We start from the raw sequence: 15,946 nt of genomic DNA, 5'->3' as shown, positions 1-15,946 counted from the left end.
CGCGCAAAATGTGCAGCTTTGCGGCTATTCGGAAACTGACAAGTCCGGTAGGCTCAGGGATGAACGCATCCCTTCGTTGCAAAGGAGCTATACTACCCATGAACGCCATCCAAGCGCGAATCGAAGCCCTGCGGCAATACGCGCCCTCCATCGCCGCACCGGACGACCTTGAAGCCTTCTGGGCGCGCGCATGTCGGGAGGCCGACGCATCGGCCGCCTATTCCGCGATCCAGCCCGCCGCCTCCCCCTTCCGGCAAGCGCAAGTGTTCAACGTGGTCTATGCCGGCGCAGCCGGCACGCCTGTCCATGCCTGGTTCCTGCTGCCGCCGGATCCGCTGCAGCAGCCTGTTCCCTGCGTCGTCGTGTTCCACGGCTACTCCCTATCCAGAGGCCAGCCTGAGGACCATGCGGCCTGGTTGCTCATGGGCTATGCCGTACTCGCCGTCGACGTGCGCGGACAAGGCGGCGATACGGGCAACGGGCTGCCGCAGACGTGCGGTATGGCCAAAGGCTGGATCACGCAGGGCATTCTCGATCCGGAGCGCTCCTACTACCGGGCGATCGCGATCGACGCCCTGCGCGCCGTCCGCTGCGCGATGGCGCTGCCCGAGGTCGATCCCGCGCGCGTATTCGCCTTCGGCGCGAGCCAGGGCGGCGGACTGGCGCTGCTTGCGGCCGCGCTCGCTCCCGGACTGCGGGCGGCGATCGCGCATGTGCCGAACATGTGCCATATGGATCTCGGCATCATGCAGTCGGTCGGCTCGATCTCCGAGGCAGCGGACTTCGCGGCACGGTTTCCGGACCGCCTGAACGACGTGCTCCGCACCCTCGGCTACTTCGACATCGCGAATCTGGCGGACCGCATCGCGCTGCCCGTGAACGTCACGGTCGGGCTGAAAGACAACACCTGCCTGCCCGAGACGATCTTCGCCGCCTACAACCGGATCGCCTCCCCTGCCAAGTCGATCGAGGTCCACCCGTTCATGGGACACGCGATGCCGCCAGGATATTACGCGGCTGCTCACGCTTTTTACTCGCGATTGTCACGATCGTTCGCCGTTCTTCGGGAGCTTGCAGACGATCCAGACGATCGGATTTCTATGCGACCCAGCCCCTCCAAAACACCTTTGACGAGCGCGGATTTGGCGACGTAGATCGGAAACGAGTAAACGTGCTGCCAATGGAGCATTTCGTATACGTTAATCCATATGCTGATGGGCTCTAAGACGAATGCGAATACCGCGCCCATGATCGTTTCCGCGATCAAAAATGACCGCCACTTGGGGAAATATTGATAAACCAGCATGTGCATAATAGGCAACAACCCGAGGTCGACCTCCGACAGCTCGGGCAACAATCGAAAAAGCTTTTGCGGGTAGATCCACAAGTTCAGCTCATAACCGATATGATCCAATAAAAAGACGAGGTAGCCGATCGAGACCCCGAATAGCAAAATATCCTTGAGTCTCGCTTTATCGACGATTTTCCACCAGACGATCCAGGGAAGGACGAACGCTGCCAGCAACAGCCACCATTGCGGCGCGAACAGATCGTAGTGCAGCCAATAATCCTGTCTGACTTCGGTCAGTTTATGATGGATATCCTTCATTTCCTCGAGCATGGAATCCCTCGACATACGGGTTCGACCTCCCTCAGGTAGGCCTATCCTGGCTATTGTTGCCTACAAAGGAATTGCTATGCGCGCAACAGCGCGGACGCAGGCTTAACCGTGCAGGATACCGCCGAAAACGATAGCTTTCCACCGTCGTATCCGCCGCTCGGCCGATGCTATAATGCCGATTAACGCGGATGGAAGCCGACGGAAAGAGGGGAATCACGATGACCAATCGCATGCCGCCGACGGAAACGGCGGACTGGCGTACCTGGACGCCACACGAGGCGCTGGCGCCCGAATTCAACAGGGAATTGCGGGACGGCGTGACTGTGACGCAAGAGACATCCGGGATCTCGGCGGCACCTACGGGAACCTGAACTACCTGCGGTCAGCCGGCTTCCGGATCAAGGCCGCCGGCTCGGCCGGCATGGAGTACTGGGTCGACGACTTCAGCATCAAGCCTGCTGTAACGCCGTAATTCGATTGTCCGGTACGCCGAATTGCTGAAGGGCGGTTAATTCCAGGCTCCTAATTCTAGGCATGCTCACTGACACGCGGAATTAGCTGCTAAAAGGCCGTTAATTCCCGTTAGGCTCACTGACGCGCGGAATTAGCTGCTGAAAGGCAGTTAATTCCCGTTATGCTCACTGACACGCGGAATTAACTGCTGAAAGGCAGTTAATCCTGCCACCAGCGGCTGAAATGCAGAGAATCCGTCGCGATAACTGCTTTTGGACAACTATTTTGCGGTATAGGGCACGTATGGGGCGAAATAGATGCCTTTTGGACATTATTCCAGCGGCGGAGCGACGCCAAGCATCGAATGTTCGCGCCGTCCGGCAATAGGAAAGGGAGGTCGGCAACCTGCCGGCCTCCCTTTCCTATTGCTTGCTATTTGGCCGACAATACCGCGCACACGGGATAGTGATCCGAAGGATACCGCCCCTCGTACCGGTCGCGATCCACTTCGATCCGGCTCACGGCGACATTCGGCGATACGAAGATATAATCGATGGGCTCCCCCGCCTCGCCGCCCCGAAAGTCATGGAACGTCGCGCCGGCCGACTCGGCTCCGCCCCCGCCAACCAGCGCCGAATAGCCGTTCACGTACCCCGCCTGCTCCAGTCCGCATACCACAGCATGCCCCGGACCGACGTTGAAGTCGCCCGTCAGCACGACCGGCGCCTCCGACCGCGCCCGCAGCGCTCCGATCCGATCCAGGATCAGCGACATCCCGTTCACCTGCGCCGGCTCGCTGACATGGTCGAGATGCGTGTTGAACACCGTTAGCCCGTCCTCTTTTCCGCTTTCGTTCGCAGTGCCGACGAGCCTCGCCCACGTACACATTCGCGGATAATCCGCGCCCCAGCCCAACTCGCCAAGCCGCTCCGGCGTCTCCGACAGCCCGAAGCTGCCGAATTCCGCGACGCTCCCCTTGCCAGTCTTGTACCAGATCGCGCAGAACTCGTCCTCTTGCCCGCCGCGTCGTCCTTCTCCGACCCATGTATACTCCGGCAGCAGCGGCGCAAGGTCCAGCAGCATCGCATAAAGCGCCTCCTGCACGCACACGACGTCCGGAGCGTGGCGCAAGATCGCCTTGGCAACGGCTTGCGGTCGCTGCGGCCAAGCGTTATCTCCGTCCGACGGGACGTTGGTTCGCAGGTTAAAGGTCATGACTATCCATTCCAAGCGGATCACCTCTGGTTCAAATTGGCGCACAAGCCATGCAACTTGAAACCAGTTTACCGCTCGTATCCCCTTCGGTCCATATCCGCTTTTTACATACATACGCTTCGTGACAGGCCGGGGCAGACAAGGCGCGCAAGATCTTCCGGCCGAAGCTGTAACCTTTTTCGCCCAACACAATACGCTGTATAGACAAATGACTATTTTAACGGAGGTTTTTTAATGAATCGTGGATTTTTTCCCGGCGGCGGCTTTGGCGGCGGGTTCGGTCGTCCTTTCTTTCGCCCATTCCCGCATCCCTTTTTCCCCGGCCGTGCCTTGTTTCCGTTTTTCTTCTTTTCTCCGTTCTTTTTCCCGGCCTTCAGAGACGGGCAATCGGACGATATGCTGTTCGCGCAGCATCAAGCCCAGCCTGGCGATACGTTAGCTTCGGTAGGCCACAAATACAATATGCCCCATGCGATCCTGGAAGAAGCCAACCCGCAGTTGTCCAATCCAAGCCGGCTTCAGGCCGGCGAGATGGTTTACATCCCTCGTATTTCCAATATGATGTGTCAAAAGTCTTACACGGAGATGCCGGCTTCGGAGCAGCAGGCACAACCCGCGATGCAAGGCCAGTATAAATAACGAAACGGACTTAAGCCGCCAAATCGGAGAGATTGGCGGCTTAATGATTGATTGTTGGAGCTACTGCCGGCTCGTTGCGACAAGCGCAAGTCATTTCATCCCGCTAAGCGCGATTCCCTGGATGATGCGCTTCTGGAAGATCAAGAACAGCGCGATGAGCGGCAGCACCGACACGGTCGCGCCCGTCATGATCAGAATCCAGCCGCTGTTGTCCTTCAACTCGCTGGAGAAGTAGACCATGCCGACAGGCAGCGTATAATTGCCTTCCGTCTGCAGCACGATGAACGGCCAGATAAATTGGTTCCAGCTCGAGATGAAGCTGAGAATCGCGAGCGTGACCATCGCCGGCTTCACGAGCGGCACCGCGATCGAGGTGAACACGCGCCATTCGTTCAGCCCGTCGATGCGCGCGGCGTCCAGCAGCTCCGAAGGCAGCGAAGACATGAACTGGCGCATGAGGAAGATCCCGAACGCCGAGATCAAGCCCGGCAGCAGCAATCCGACGTACGTATCGGTCAGATGCAGATCAGACGCCAGCAAATACCACGGAATGATCAGCATCTCCGTCGGAACCATCAGCGTGCTGATAATGAACAGAAAAATGACTTTTTGCCCGGCGAACTGAAATTTGGCCAGTACATACCCGACCGCGGTATCGAAGATCAGCACCGACACCGTCGTGACGACGGCGATGACGGCCGTATTCGCGATCCAGCGGCCGAACGGCGCCTTGTCGAACAAGTCGGCATAATTGCCCCAGGTCGCCGGCGACGGAATAAGCCCCATGTCGAACAAATGCTGCGGCTGCTTGAGCGAGGACGCCGCCATCCATAGAAACGGGAACAGCGTGACGGCGACGCCCGCAAACAGCAGCGCATACCGGATGACCGCCAGCGCGTCCCGCGCGATCGGCCGGGTCCGCCCCCTATCGACTCTCGTCCGCAATGGATTCGCCCCCTTCAATAGTCGACTTTCCGGTCCAGCACCTTCAGCTGCAGCAGCGTGAACGCCAGCAGAATGACGAACAGCACGACCGTCGCCGCCGAAGCGCTGCCCATGTCGAAGCTCTTGAACGCCAGCTTGTAGATATGGTAGACGAGCGTCCGGGTCGAATTGAGCGGACCGCCGTCCTGCGTCATGCTGACGATATGGCCGAACGCTTGCAAGTAAGAGATGCCCGCGATGACGGCCGAGAACAGGATGACCGGATTCAGCAGCGGGACCGTAATATGACGGAACCGACGCCACGCGTTCGCGCCGTCGATCTGTGCAGCCTCATAATACGAGCGGGGAATACCCTCCAGCCCGGTGATAAAAACGAGCATCTGGAAGCCGACGCTCTGCCAGATCATCGCCAGCGCCACGACGAACGGCGCCTGACGCGGCGACTGCAGGAACAGCTGCGCCGGAATGCCGAGGTTCAGCAGCTGCGCGTTGACCCATCCGTTCGGCATCAGCATCCAGCGGAACACCCAGCTGATCGCGACGATGCTCGTCACGTAGGGGATGAAGTACACGGTACGGAAAAATCCCCGCAGCCGCGTCGCGCTCTGCAGCAGCAGCGCGACGGCGAGCCCCGCCGCGAGCTGTCCCGGAATGCCCACCGCGACGAACAGGAACGTATTCGCCAGCGAACGGCGGAACGTCTCGTCCGCGAACAGCGCGGCAAAGTTCGAGAAGCCGACATACGGCTTCTCCGGAGACAAGACGTCCCACGTCCGGACGCTGATGTTGAAGGAATAAACGATCGGAACGAGCCTCGTTCCCAGAAAATAAAGCAGCGGTATGCCGAGCATCGAATAAATAAAAAGAATGCGCTGGGTCCGATAGGTGAAGCGGATCGCCAGCAGCCTTCGTCCCGCCTTGGCGCTCCTCTGGATCGCGCTCGATATCATGGGGGCGTCCCTCCTTTCTCGCACGACCGGAGCGCCGGCCTGTCCGCAGGCGCCCCGATCCGTCCGATGCCGCCGGCGACCTTACTTCTTGTCCGCCTTGGCCCAATAGTCGTCGTACAGCTTCTGCGTCTTGGCGACCAGATCCTTGAACGCCTGCTCGACCGGCACGTGGTTTAGCAGCACCTCGTTCGTCGCGTCGACGAAAAGCGTGCGCTCTCCGGTCTCGTCGATAAAGAAGTGGGCCTTGCTGTTGTCCAGCTGGCTAATGAACGGCCCGAGCTTCTCGTCGTTCAAGTATTTGTCCTGCGTGGCTACCGCACGCTGCGCCGGGAGCTCGCCGACCTGATCCACCCACTTCTCCTGAACCTCCTTGCTCGTCAGGAATTGCAGGAACTTGGTCGCGGCTTCGAGCTTCGCGCCGGATACGTTCTTCGGAATCGCGTTCGCCCAGAACGAGGAAGGCGCCGACTTGTTCTTGTAGGCGGGCAGCGGCGCGATGCCGTATTGAAGGTCCGGCGCATCCTTCTTGAGGGAGCCGAGGCGGAACGAGCCGTCAATGTTGATTGCCGCATGGCCGGTCTTGAAGGCGGTGGCGTCGTCGGTGAATACGCCCGTTGTGCCCACCTTGTGCTTGACCGCAAAGTCGATCAGGTACTGGAAGGCTTCCAGGCCGGCCGGCGTATCCGCCCACAAAATATGGCGCCGGTCGTCGCTCAGATCCTGGCCGCCCGCTTGCGGCAGCAAGCCGTCGCGGTACCAGTGGTGCAGCTGCGCGCCTGGCTCCCAGGCGAAGCCCTCGACGACGAATTGTCCTTTGCCGTCCTTCTCCGTCAGCTTCTTTGCGTCCTCGACGAGCTCTTCCCACGTGGCCGGAGGCTGCGCAATGTTCGCCTTCACGAACAGGTCCTTGTTGTAGAACAAGGCCAGCGTGCGGACCGCCGTCGGGATCGCCCAATAGGAGCCGTCGATCTTGGCCGCGCTCACGAGCGGATAGTAATCGCTCTCGATCCGGGCGGCCGGGAACGCCGACTCGGGCAGCGGCTGCAGGAAGCCGGACGATACGTATTTGGGCAACCAGCCGTAATAGAGGTTGATGACGTCCGGCCCTTTGCCGGCCGGCACGAGCGTCGCGACCTTCTCGTTGTACTGATCGTACGGGAAATTGGTTTGCTTGACCGTGATATTCGGATTTTCCGTCTGGAACTCCTTGATCAGCTCGTCGATGAGCGTCACTTTGGCCGGATACTCGTACTGCCAGTATTCGATCGTCACTTTCTCCTGGCTGGTGTCGCTTGCCGCTGCGGGCGATGCGGAGCCGGAGGCCGCCACCGATGCGGATGGCGGCACCGCGGCGGGCGAAGCCGCAGCCCCTTCGGCTTTGTTCCCGCCGTTGCCGCCGCAGGCCGTCAGCAGCAGGGTCAGGATCGCCAGCGCGGATAAAGGTTTCGTATAAGTCGTTTTTGTCGTCATCGGTTCGTCTCCTTTAATTCGGATCGTGGTATGGACGGCGCAAGGTTCAGCAGCTTCCTCGCGTTGTTGCCGAAGATCGCCTCGATCTCGGCGTCCGAAAAGCGCAGATCGCGCGTCACGCGGGTCTGGTCCTGCAAGTACCGGTAGTTGTAGCCTCTGGGAAAGCTGAGCGAATCGGTGCCGAAAAGGATGCGCTCCGGTCCGATCAGCTCGTAGGTTTTGCGGAACAGCGTCTCCAGCGTGAGCTCGTAGGGCATCCAGCGTACCCACTGATTGGAGCCCGACGTGTCGACGTATACGTTGGGACAGCTCCAGCACAGGTGCAGCAGCTCCTGGAAGTAGCCGCATCCGAAGTGCGGGATGATGAACGGAATGTCCGGGTAGCGACGGGCGACGTTAAAAATAGCCAGCGGATTAATGTTCAGATGCTGGACGATGCCGCCCGCGTGGCCGAGCAGTCCGAAGTGAATGAGCACCGGCAGGCCGCGTTCCGCCGCGACTTCCCACACAGGCTCAAGCGAGGCGTCGTCGAACGGAATCGGCGTGAGCGGACCGAACAGCTTGTAGCCCCGGAGGCCGAGCTCGTCGACCGCGCGCTTCAGCTCCTGCGCGGCGTCAGGCCGCTCGATCGGATGGGATGCGAAGCCGGTGAACCTGTCGGGCGCGGTCGCGATCTGGGCGGCGAGCTCGTCGTTCGTCCAGCCGGTCAGGAAGTTAAGTCCGCCGATTCCGTAGCGGTCCAGTTCGTCCTTCCAGCGCGCGATCAGCGGACGCTGCGCCTGATCGGGGTCGGGCTCGGACGCCGGCAGATCCCAGGTGAGACGCATCCGCTCGGCTCTCTCGCTGCCGTAACGGACGATCTTGTCGTGCCGACTCTGCGAGATCGGATAGTTGTAGGGCAGATGCCCGTGGATATCGAATACTTGAAAGCCGGCTCTAAACAATGGCTGTTCCTCCTTCATTCGTTCGGTCGGCTGGCTCGGAGCGGATCCGGATGTCCAGCAGCGCGTCGAGTTCGCCAAGCCTGGCGTCGATCGCCGCGCGGGTCCGCTGCGCCCAGTCGAGCGAAGCCTGCCGCAACGCATCCTGCACGGCGAGCGCGCGCTCCACCTCCCGCGGATTCGTGCCGCCCCGCAACCGGCGGACCGCCACGAAGTGCGTCGGATCCAGCGCCTGCGCGAGCTCGGCTTCCGAGATCGACAGCGCCCGGCCGATGACTTCCTGCGCCGCCTCGTTCAGCATGCCGACCGTCAGCGCCTGGACGGTCAGACCGGCGCCGGTCGCGGTCCGCACGAGCGACGCGACGATGGCATGCGCCGTACGGAAGGCCAGCCCTTCCTTGCGCACGAGCGTATCCGCCAGCTCGGTTACCGTCGCGAAGCTGGCCTCGGCCCGCCGCCGCAGGACGCCCGCCTGGATCTCCAGCGTCTCCACGATACGCGCCAGCAGCCGGTACGCCGAGGACAGCGTCTGCAAGCTCCGCCAAGCATAGGGCTGCAGATCGTCCTCGGTATCGACGATATCCCCGAACGGCGTATTGTGCATCATCGCGAGCACCGTATGGGCGTCCCCGGCGCAGGCGGACAGCAACGAACGCAGGTGCTCGACCGATACCGGATTGCGCTTTTGGGGCATGATCGAGCTGATCTGTACATAAGGATCGGACACGCGGGCGGCCGAAAATTCCTGCGTGCCCCACAGCAACAGCTCCTGCGTGAACCTGCCGAGATCGACGGCGGCCAGCGCGGCGGCGGTCGCGATCTCGCCGACGTAATCCGCGCCGCTGACCGCGTCGTAGGCATTTTCCACGATCCCGTCGAAGCCCAGCAGCTCGGCCGTCCGCTCCCTGCTGATCGCATAGCCGGACGTCGTAAGGGCGGCCGCTCCCAGGCTGCTGCGGTTGCAGTTGTCGTACGCGGCCCGCAGCCGCCGGATATCGCGGGTCAGCGAATCGGACACCGCAGCGATATAGTGCGCTACCGTCGTCGGCTGCGCCTGCTGCGTATGCGTATAGCCGATCATGAGCGTCTCCGTATGGCTCCGGGCAAAGGCGATCAGCCGATCCTGCAGCTCTAGCGCGTCCTGAATCGTGCCGAGGAGCTTCCCCCGGAGCACGATCCGGTAGATGGCGATGCCCATATCGTTGCGGCTGCGGGCCAGATGCAGATTGCCCGTCGCCTCGCCGCCGGCCAGATGCAGCTCATGTTCCAGTTCAAAAAACAAATCCTCGAACTCGCCGGTGTAGCGGCGGTCCCGCAGTTCACCCGGGTCCAGCTTCCGCAGCGCCCGGGCGATGAGATCCGCCTCGTCCTCGGCTAAAAGACGCTGCTCGCAAAGCATAATAAAATGGGCCTTGTTGATGGCGATCATCGGGTCCAGCAGCTCACGCTTGGCCTGCTCGTAAGCCGGCTCCAGCACGACTTCCGCATAGGTTTTTCCGGGAAACCGCCCCCCTTCCTCCCGACTCCGCTCCAGCGGCTCAGTCATCTTGACTCGCTCCCGTCCTGCTGACTCGACCTGTCCCAAAAGAAAAGGAGACCGCAGTCCTTGGGCAAGGACTTGGTCTCCAGTGATCTGGTAGAACGTTTTTCATTATTCCTATAAAACCTACTTGTTTGGTCTTATTTGATCATACTAGCATCCGTATTCTGGAAACGTCAATCGTTTTGGTTATAGAATCTCCTTATACTGCGATCGGCACTTTTTATAAGAGAATCCCTTTGAGCCAGATTTTCCAGCAACTCGCCCTGCCGGACATTACCACGGAAGCTCGCTGTCCATGTAGAAAAACCCGCCCGTGGGCCCGTCCTCCGGCAGTGTCGCCAGACGAACGGCTGTGATCGCGCCGTCCTCCGCCGACAGCTCCGCCTTATCGCCGCCCATACGCGTTTTGACCAGGCCCGGGTGAACGGAATTGACCTTGAGATTCGTACCCTTCGACCGCTGCGCCCAGTATGCCGTCAGCATGTTGAGCGCCGCCTTGGAAGCCGCATAAGCCGGGGTGGCGATCCGCTGGGCGAGTTCGTTGTTAAGCATTTGCCAAAGGGCAGCCCGGCATTAGTCGCGCGCCCGCGGGATCCAGCCGCTGAGCTCCGCCCCGCCTTCCGGCCGGTTGGCCGCGGTCAGGTCGCCGCCGTGCGCCCGGAAGATGCGCCGCGCGATGGCCAGGCCGAGACCCGCGCCTCCCGTGTCCCGGCTGCGCGACGACTCGCCCCGGTACAGAGGCTCGAAGACGCGGGGCAGGTCTTCCGGCGCGAACCCCGAACCTGTGTCCCTGACGATCACCGAAATGCGCTCGCTTTCCTGCCTGCATCGTACGACAACGGTGCCTTGCGGCGGGGTGTGCCTCATTGCGTTGTCCAGCAGGTTGCCGAAGGCGCGGGAGAGCTGGTGGGCATCGCCGCGTATGGCGCTCGGCCCGGCGCCCGGAGGCTCCGCTACAATCGATATTTCCTTGGACTCCGCCGCTCCGCGCACGCCTTCGACCGCACGCCGCACCTCCTCCGTCAGATCCAGCGTTTCTCCCGCATGAGCCGTCCGGGGGTACTCCGTCTTTACGAAAGCGAACAGATCCGATACCAGGCGGTCAAGCTGCCCTGCCTTGTCCTGACATACCGCCGCGTACTTCTTCGCCTGTTCCGGCGAAGCGGCGATCCCTTGCTCGAGGCCCTCGAGATATCCTCTCAGCGCAAACAATGGCGTCCGCAGGTCGTGAGCGATCGCCCCGATGAAAAAACGCCGCTCCTCCTCCAGCGCCTCCCGATCCGACAGCGATTGCCGGAGTCCCGCGACCATCGCCTCGAATCCGTCCCGCACCTCCGCGATCTCCCGGATCCGGGAGTCGGGCAGGGCGACGTCCAGATCTCCGCCTGCGATCTCCCGTGCGCCCCGTCCCATCGCTTCGAGCGGCTTCACGACCCAGCGCCGCAAGCCGTACCCGAGAAAGGCGGCGGCTAGCAGCGCGCCGGCGAGCGCGGCGATCCAAATGCCTGCACGGCTCGGCCGCCCTTCGCCGAGATGAAGCGCCCCCGCCTCCGCGATCGCGGCAGTCACGTATGTTGCCCAGGAGAGGGTCAGAACGGCCAGCAGCGCGAGCACCAGGAAGCTTCGAATGCGTACGCGCCTCATCGGGGCCTGCCCTCGAAGCGATAACCGACGCCCCACACGTTCGCCACATAGCCCGGCTGTTCCGGGTCGGGCTCGATCTTCTCCCGCAGCCGGGCGATATGAACCCGGACGGTATGCTTGTCGCCGATGCCCTCCCAGAATTGCCGGAGCAGCTGCTCGTAGGTGATCACTTGGCCGGGATGCTCGCACAGCAGTCGGAGCAGGTCGTACTCCCTGGGCGTCAATGGCACGCTGGCGCCGTCCACCTTCACGTCACGGCTAGCCGGATCGACCTGCAGGCGGCCGAAATCAAGCAGCCGTGGCGCACCATGCATCGGGGGCGCTTCCGCCCGCCGCAGCGCGGCCTTCACCCGCGCGACAATCTCGCTTGGGGAGGCCGTTTTCACGATATAATCGTCACCGCCAATGCCAAGGCCCCGAATCTTGTGCATGTCGTCGTCCCGCGCGCTAAGGAACAGGATCGGCACGCCGCTGACCGCGCGAATTCTGCGGCAGAACTCAAAGCCGTCCTGCCCCGGCATCATGATATCCAGCAGGATCAGATGTATGTCGGACGATTGGAACCGCGCCATCGCCTCCTCGGCGTGGCGCGCCGTAAGCACGCGGAAGCCGTCGTTCTCCAGAAAGTCACGCATCAGCTCCACGATGCTCTCGTCATCGTCTACGGCCAGAATCGTCCGTTGCCGCATAATCCATCCTCCCCAGCGCGCACTGCCGCTCGTTCGAGTCCCGCTCGCCTTTCATAAAGCCAGTATAGCATCCCCATTCAGCCGGACGCCTCACCCGCTCGCTTCGTGACGACTTGTTGATGGTTTCGTGACGATTGGTCCCCCCGATTTGCGACACTTTCCGCTTACAGTTAACGGAGAAAGCGCACACCCCCAATCAAAAGGAGAGATTCGCATGTCGTTCCCTAGTCAACTCCTGCTCTCGGCCAACTTGTGGTTCGGGATCTCGCTGCTCGTCTTCGTCGCCTTCCGGTTCGCCCGCCTACGCGGCGGACGCGGCTTTCGCAGACGAGGCCACGACGGCCATGATTAAGAAGCCTTACCGCCTCCTCGTCGCCCTCTCGGCCGGCCTCGTCGCCTGGACGCTCCTGAACCGGTTCGCGATCGATCCCGGCGCCGTCTCCTTTCTCGCGCACAAGACCGGAATCGCCCACCCGCTGCGGCTGCCGGCATGGCTGCGCGTGCTCGATATCCATATCGCCGGTGCCTGCCTGGCGCTTCTGGCTGGTGCGCTTAACTTCGCGGACCCGCCCAAAGGCGAGCGTAGAGGCCGACACCGGGCCGTCGGGTATGCGTATCTGATCAGCGTACTCGGGGTCTGTATCACTTCCGGGTATATGGCGCCGTATGCCACCGGGGGACGTCCTGTATCCATGGCTTTCAACCTGCTGAACCTGATCTGGATCGCCGTGACGGCAACTGCGCTGGTGCAGATCAAACGCCGGCAGGTCGACCGGCACCGCCAGTGGATGATTCGCAGCTACGCATTCTGCTTTACGAACGTGACCATTCACCTGGTCGAAACGGTGTTGACGCGTCTGCACGGCATGCGCTACGAGACGGCGTACGCCATCAGCGTCTACGCCACGATCCTGATTCTGGCCGCCATCGCGGAGCTCATCGTCAGACGGACCGACGGGAAACCGCAGAGGACCGGAACGTTCACGCACCAGTAGCGCTTTGGCGCCAAAAAACGGCTCCCGTGGGGAGCCGCTCTTTTCGACCGTATCTCTCTATTTAAAAATAACGAATTTTAAATGCTTCTCTTTTAAATATTTGATGATGGCGGGCAAAGCCTCTACGGTATGCTTGTCCTCGTGCATGACGTACACGCCGCCGGCGGACTCGACCTCGCGGAAGTACCGGATGATATCCTCGGCGCTTTTGGCGTTCCAATCCTCCGGATCCCGATTCCACAGGAGCGTCTTCATCCGCTGCTTCGCGGCTGCGGAGACGAGCGCTTCATCGACCGCGCCGTACGGCGGCCGGAACAGCGTCACCGGCACCTTCGTCAGAGATTCCAGCAGATCGCTCGTCATGGACAGATTTTTGCTCTGATCCTTCGCCGAGGCTTTGGTCAGCACGCTGTGATCCCAGGAGTGGTTCCCGATCGACATGCCGTGCTCGTGCGCGTAGACCACGCCTTCCGGATGGCGCTCCGCGTTTTTTCCGATGAACAGGAACGTTGCCGCGATCTGATGCTCGGTCAAGATGTCCACGATCTTCTTCGTAAGCGGGGAAGGCCCGTCATCGAAGGTTAAAGCGACTTCGTCCTTGGGCAGTCCGTAAAATTTTTTCTTCTCATCGATATCCACGATGACGGATCCCGTCGCCTTGGCGTCCTGCTGGAGCGAGGCTTGCACCGGCGCCGTCTGCACGACGGAATCCGCCGCAACATTTGTATGGGCGTCCCCAGGATCGTCCGCGCGGATATCGGCATGGGTCGCGGCTTCCTGCCGGGCGTCCTTCATCGCATTCTTCGCGGCGTCCCCCGCGGCGCCAGGGACCGTCGAGGTGCCTGCCCCCGCAACACTGACCGGCTTCACCGCCGCGCCTCGCGCCTCTCCGCCCGGCAGCGCATCCGCCTTCCCTCCTGCGGAGACGTAAAGAACGGCCACCGACCCGCACAGCAGCAGGAGAACCAGCGCAGACAGCCGCGAACGTCGGGCCGCAACCTTGCGCAAGAGCGGAGCTAGGCGACGGACCGGCTGCCCTTGACTGCTTGCCCGATCTGCGCTGCCGGCCGCGAGCGGCCAAGGCTCGGCCTGCAAAATCCGGCGGACCTGTTCCAGATACGCTTCGCTGCATGCAAAATACAGCGTGTCCCTCGACGCGCTCGTCGTTCTGATCAGCGCGCTATAATAAGTCTGCCGGTACGGATCCCACTTGGGGTACGGCGAGAGCCTCGCCCTGCCGCCGTCCAGCGGCCGCAAGGCTTCCAATTCCGAATAAGTACGCTCGTCGATATCGATCTCGTATGTATCCTGCCTGTCCTCGCGGGACACGCTTAATTCGATCCGGCGCCTGCCGTCCGCGGTCCGCACGAGCGACAGCAGCTCCATCACCTGTATGCTGTAGGTTTCCATGCCGTCTTCGCCCTTCTGTTCCCGATCCCGATTCTAAAGCCTTAGTCGGCGGAGACGTTATCCAGCCGGCCTGCGTTCGATGCGAATGGAGACGAGAGCCGGTTGGTGAAGTCGTTCACGATCGTCAGCAGATGCGTCTTCTCCTGGCGCAGCGCTTCGAACTTCTGCTTCATCTGGGCGAGCTCCGCTTCGAGCCGCTCGTTTTTTTCCTCAAGCTCGCCGATCTTCCTGTTTTTCTCCGCTGAGGTGCCGTTGTGTTTCTGGAGCAAGCCGCCATAGTTCTGGCGCTCAAGCTCGACGATGCCCTTGAGCTCCTCGATCTCGCCGGTAAGCGCGGCCTGCAGCTCCCGGTAATCCTCCATCATCTGATCCACCTTCAGGTTTTTGTCGAGCAATCGCTGCTCAAGCTCCTGAATACTTTTCTCGCGCTCCTCGATCACCTTGCCCAGATTTCTAAGATCCCGGTTCAGCCTGTCCGCCTGGCCGTTGGCATGGCTCAGCCGGTCCTGCAAGTCCTGGTGGCTCATCTCGATATGCTGCTTTTCCTTGATCATCTGTTCGACGGCGAAAATGAGATCGAGCGACTTTTTATCCATATGGCTCTTCTGAACTAGAACGGCGTCCGGCGACGCTTGAATCGGCTCGGGCGTCGCCGCCGCGAAGGATGCCCCCTCCGCCTGCGTCTCGTCCGGTTCCTTCCTCAAGCCTTTATCGTCGCGCGAAGGCTGCTGCTCCGCGCCGTTCTTCTTTTTAAGGAAGGGAGAAAACATCGACGAATTCACCTTTTCTGAATAAATGTTGATTCATGTCGAAATATGTTCCTTTCATTATAGATGAATTTTCCAATTTATTTGCGGGGCCGAAGTACCTATTTGTATACCGAGGTTTAGGCTAAAAGAAGGGGGAATCATGATGATAGCGCCATCATCGGGCCAGGAGCATGACTCCGAGCTTGGCATGAAGAAGACGAAAACCGTCAAGGCAGCTGGGAGCTCGCCCTGACGGTCATTTTAGGAATTGCGTATACCCGAATCTTGATTGATACGGAACGCTTGTCGAAGGCTCATCCGCCAGCCGTTCCGACGGGTCGGGGGATCGCCGCCCGCGTTGTTCTTTCGCCGAAATGCCTGCAAATATCAAATATGCATCTTTTTTTGCCACTTTCGATCCTTTCAAGAAGAAAAGATGCAAAAATGCAGGCATTTTCCTCCTCCAGCCTGATTCCCGGCTCTTGTATTGAATTTACCTGCACATTTGCAGGTATTCCATCACGTGCAGCAATTCGGCAGTAAATACATGTACAAATGCAGTCATGATGGACGTAGGACAGCTTCTTCGCCCCTCAGAACATGGAAAAGCGCCGGCGCGCCGAGAGCGCGTTTGCCTGTCGAGAAGCGCCGCCTGGATCGACTACGGGCCAGGAAGCGTTCG

At 60.8% G+C, this 15,946-nt stretch carries 17 protein-coding genes and 1 pseudogene; 5 read left to right on the top strand and 13 right to left on the bottom strand.

Annotated features, from left to right (window positions below; genetic code table 11):
- Positions 1-98: 98 nt before the first annotated feature.
- Positions 99-1,154, top strand: a complete 1,056-nt coding sequence (locus ACFSR7_RS17145) for an acetylxylan esterase (protein ID WP_378163598.1) — start codon at positions 99-101, stop codon at positions 1,152-1,154.
- A 50-nt stretch (positions 1,155-1,204) separates the two neighbouring features.
- Here ACFSR7_RS17145 and ACFSR7_RS17140 read toward each other — a convergent pair.
- Positions 1,205-1,609: pseudogene (locus tag ACFSR7_RS17140) on the bottom strand (CBO0543 family protein); the annotation flags it as partial.
- A gap of 230 nt (positions 1,610-1,839) precedes the next feature.
- Between ACFSR7_RS17140 and ACFSR7_RS17135 the strand changes: the two are divergent.
- A complete protein-coding gene (locus ACFSR7_RS17135) occupies positions 1,840-1,992 on the top strand; it encodes a hypothetical protein (protein ID WP_378163596.1) in 153 nt (50 codons plus the stop codon).
- A 514-nt stretch (positions 1,993-2,506) separates the two neighbouring features.
- On the opposite strand, the gene ACFSR7_RS17130 is transcribed toward ACFSR7_RS17135, so the two are convergent.
- Positions 2,507-3,313, bottom strand: a complete 807-nt coding sequence (locus ACFSR7_RS17130; RefSeq protein ID WP_378164622.1) for an endonuclease/exonuclease/phosphatase family protein — start codon at positions 3,311-3,313, stop codon at positions 2,507-2,509.
- Between the two features lie 210 nt (positions 3,314-3,523).
- Between ACFSR7_RS17130 and ACFSR7_RS17125 the strand changes: the two genes are divergently transcribed.
- Positions 3,524-3,928 (top strand): LysM peptidoglycan-binding domain-containing protein, encoded by a 405-nt coding sequence (locus ACFSR7_RS17125; RefSeq protein WP_378163594.1) that lies wholly within the window; start codon positions 3,524-3,526, stop codon positions 3,926-3,928.
- A gap of 90 nt (positions 3,929-4,018) precedes the next feature.
- On the opposite strand, the gene ACFSR7_RS17120 is transcribed toward ACFSR7_RS17125, so the two are convergent.
- From ACFSR7_RS17120 to ACFSR7_RS17085, 8 genes are all read right to left on the bottom strand, one after another.
- Entirely contained in the window at positions 4,019-4,873 is an 855-nt protein-coding gene (locus tag ACFSR7_RS17120) for a carbohydrate ABC transporter permease (protein WP_378163592.1), read from the bottom strand.
- Between the two features lie 14 nt (positions 4,874-4,887).
- The gene (locus tag ACFSR7_RS17115) at positions 4,888-5,823 is read right to left on the bottom strand and encodes a carbohydrate ABC transporter permease (protein ID WP_378163590.1); all 936 of its coding nucleotides are present in this window, start codon (positions 5,821-5,823) and stop codon (positions 4,888-4,890) included.
- An 81-nt stretch (positions 5,824-5,904) separates the two neighbouring features.
- Positions 5,905-7,293, bottom strand: a complete 1,389-nt coding sequence (locus tag ACFSR7_RS17110) for a sugar ABC transporter substrate-binding protein (RefSeq protein ID WP_378163588.1) — start codon at positions 7,291-7,293, stop codon at positions 5,905-5,907.
- Entirely contained in the window at positions 7,290-8,237 is a 948-nt protein-coding gene (locus ACFSR7_RS17105) for an amidohydrolase family protein (RefSeq protein ID WP_378163586.1), read from the bottom strand. The genes ACFSR7_RS17110 and ACFSR7_RS17105 overlap by 4 nt, the downstream gene beginning before the upstream one ends.
- The gene (gene argH, locus ACFSR7_RS17100; protein ID WP_378163584.1) at positions 8,230-9,780 is read right to left on the bottom strand and encodes an argininosuccinate lyase; all 1,551 of its coding nucleotides are present in this window, start codon (positions 9,778-9,780) and stop codon (positions 8,230-8,232) included. Before argH ends, ACFSR7_RS17105 begins: the two co-directional genes overlap by 8 nt.
- Positions 9,781-10,050: 270 nt before the next feature.
- Entirely contained in the window at positions 10,051-10,329 is a 279-nt protein-coding gene (locus ACFSR7_RS17095) for an SDR family NAD(P)-dependent oxidoreductase (protein WP_378163582.1), read from the bottom strand.
- Positions 10,330-10,350: 21 nt separating this feature from the next.
- Positions 10,351-11,421 (bottom strand): sensor histidine kinase, encoded by a 1,071-nt coding sequence (locus ACFSR7_RS17090; protein WP_378163580.1) that lies wholly within the window; start codon positions 11,419-11,421, stop codon positions 10,351-10,353.
- Positions 11,418-12,110, bottom strand: a complete 693-nt coding sequence (locus ACFSR7_RS17085) for a response regulator transcription factor (RefSeq protein WP_378163578.1) — start codon at positions 12,108-12,110, stop codon at positions 11,418-11,420. The genes ACFSR7_RS17090 and ACFSR7_RS17085 overlap by 4 nt, the downstream gene beginning before the upstream one ends.
- Before the next feature lie 214 nt (positions 12,111-12,324).
- Here ACFSR7_RS17085 and ACFSR7_RS17080 point away from each other — a divergent pair, with 214 nt between their 5' ends.
- The gene (locus tag ACFSR7_RS17080) at positions 12,325-12,462 is read left to right on the top strand and encodes a hypothetical protein (RefSeq protein WP_378163576.1); all 138 of its coding nucleotides are present in this window, start codon (positions 12,325-12,327) and stop codon (positions 12,460-12,462) included.
- Positions 12,455-13,105, top strand: a complete 651-nt coding sequence (locus ACFSR7_RS17075) for a DUF2306 domain-containing protein (protein ID WP_378163574.1) — start codon at positions 12,455-12,457, stop codon at positions 13,103-13,105. The genes ACFSR7_RS17080 and ACFSR7_RS17075 overlap by 8 nt, the downstream gene beginning before the upstream one ends.
- A gap of 57 nt (positions 13,106-13,162) precedes the next feature.
- Here ACFSR7_RS17075 and ACFSR7_RS17070 read toward each other — a convergent pair whose 3' ends face one another.
- From ACFSR7_RS17070 to ACFSR7_RS17060, 3 genes are all read right to left on the bottom strand, one after another.
- Positions 13,163-14,515 carry a polysaccharide deacetylase family protein gene (locus ACFSR7_RS17070; RefSeq protein WP_378163572.1) on the bottom strand — a complete coding sequence of 451 codons (1,353 nt, stop codon included), beginning with the start codon at positions 14,513-14,515 and terminating at the stop codon, positions 13,163-13,165.
- A gap of 41 nt (positions 14,516-14,556) precedes the next feature.
- A complete protein-coding gene (locus ACFSR7_RS17065; RefSeq protein ID WP_378163571.1) occupies positions 14,557-15,285 on the bottom strand; it encodes a hypothetical protein in 729 nt (242 codons plus the stop codon).
- A gap of 235 nt (positions 15,286-15,520) precedes the next feature.
- Complete coding sequence (locus ACFSR7_RS17060; protein WP_378163569.1) at positions 15,521-15,718, bottom strand: hypothetical protein; 198 nt, start codon at positions 15,716-15,718, stop codon at positions 15,521-15,523.
- Between the last annotated feature and the right edge of the window lie 228 nt (positions 15,719-15,946).

It is taken from the genome of Cohnella sp. GCM10020058 (genome assembly GCF_042683485.1).
Lineage (GTDB): Bacteria > Bacillota > Bacilli > Paenibacillales > Paenibacillaceae > Cohnella.
The sequence above is the reverse complement of the archived record's forward strand: the minus strand, read 5'-3'. Positions and strand labels throughout refer to the sequence as shown.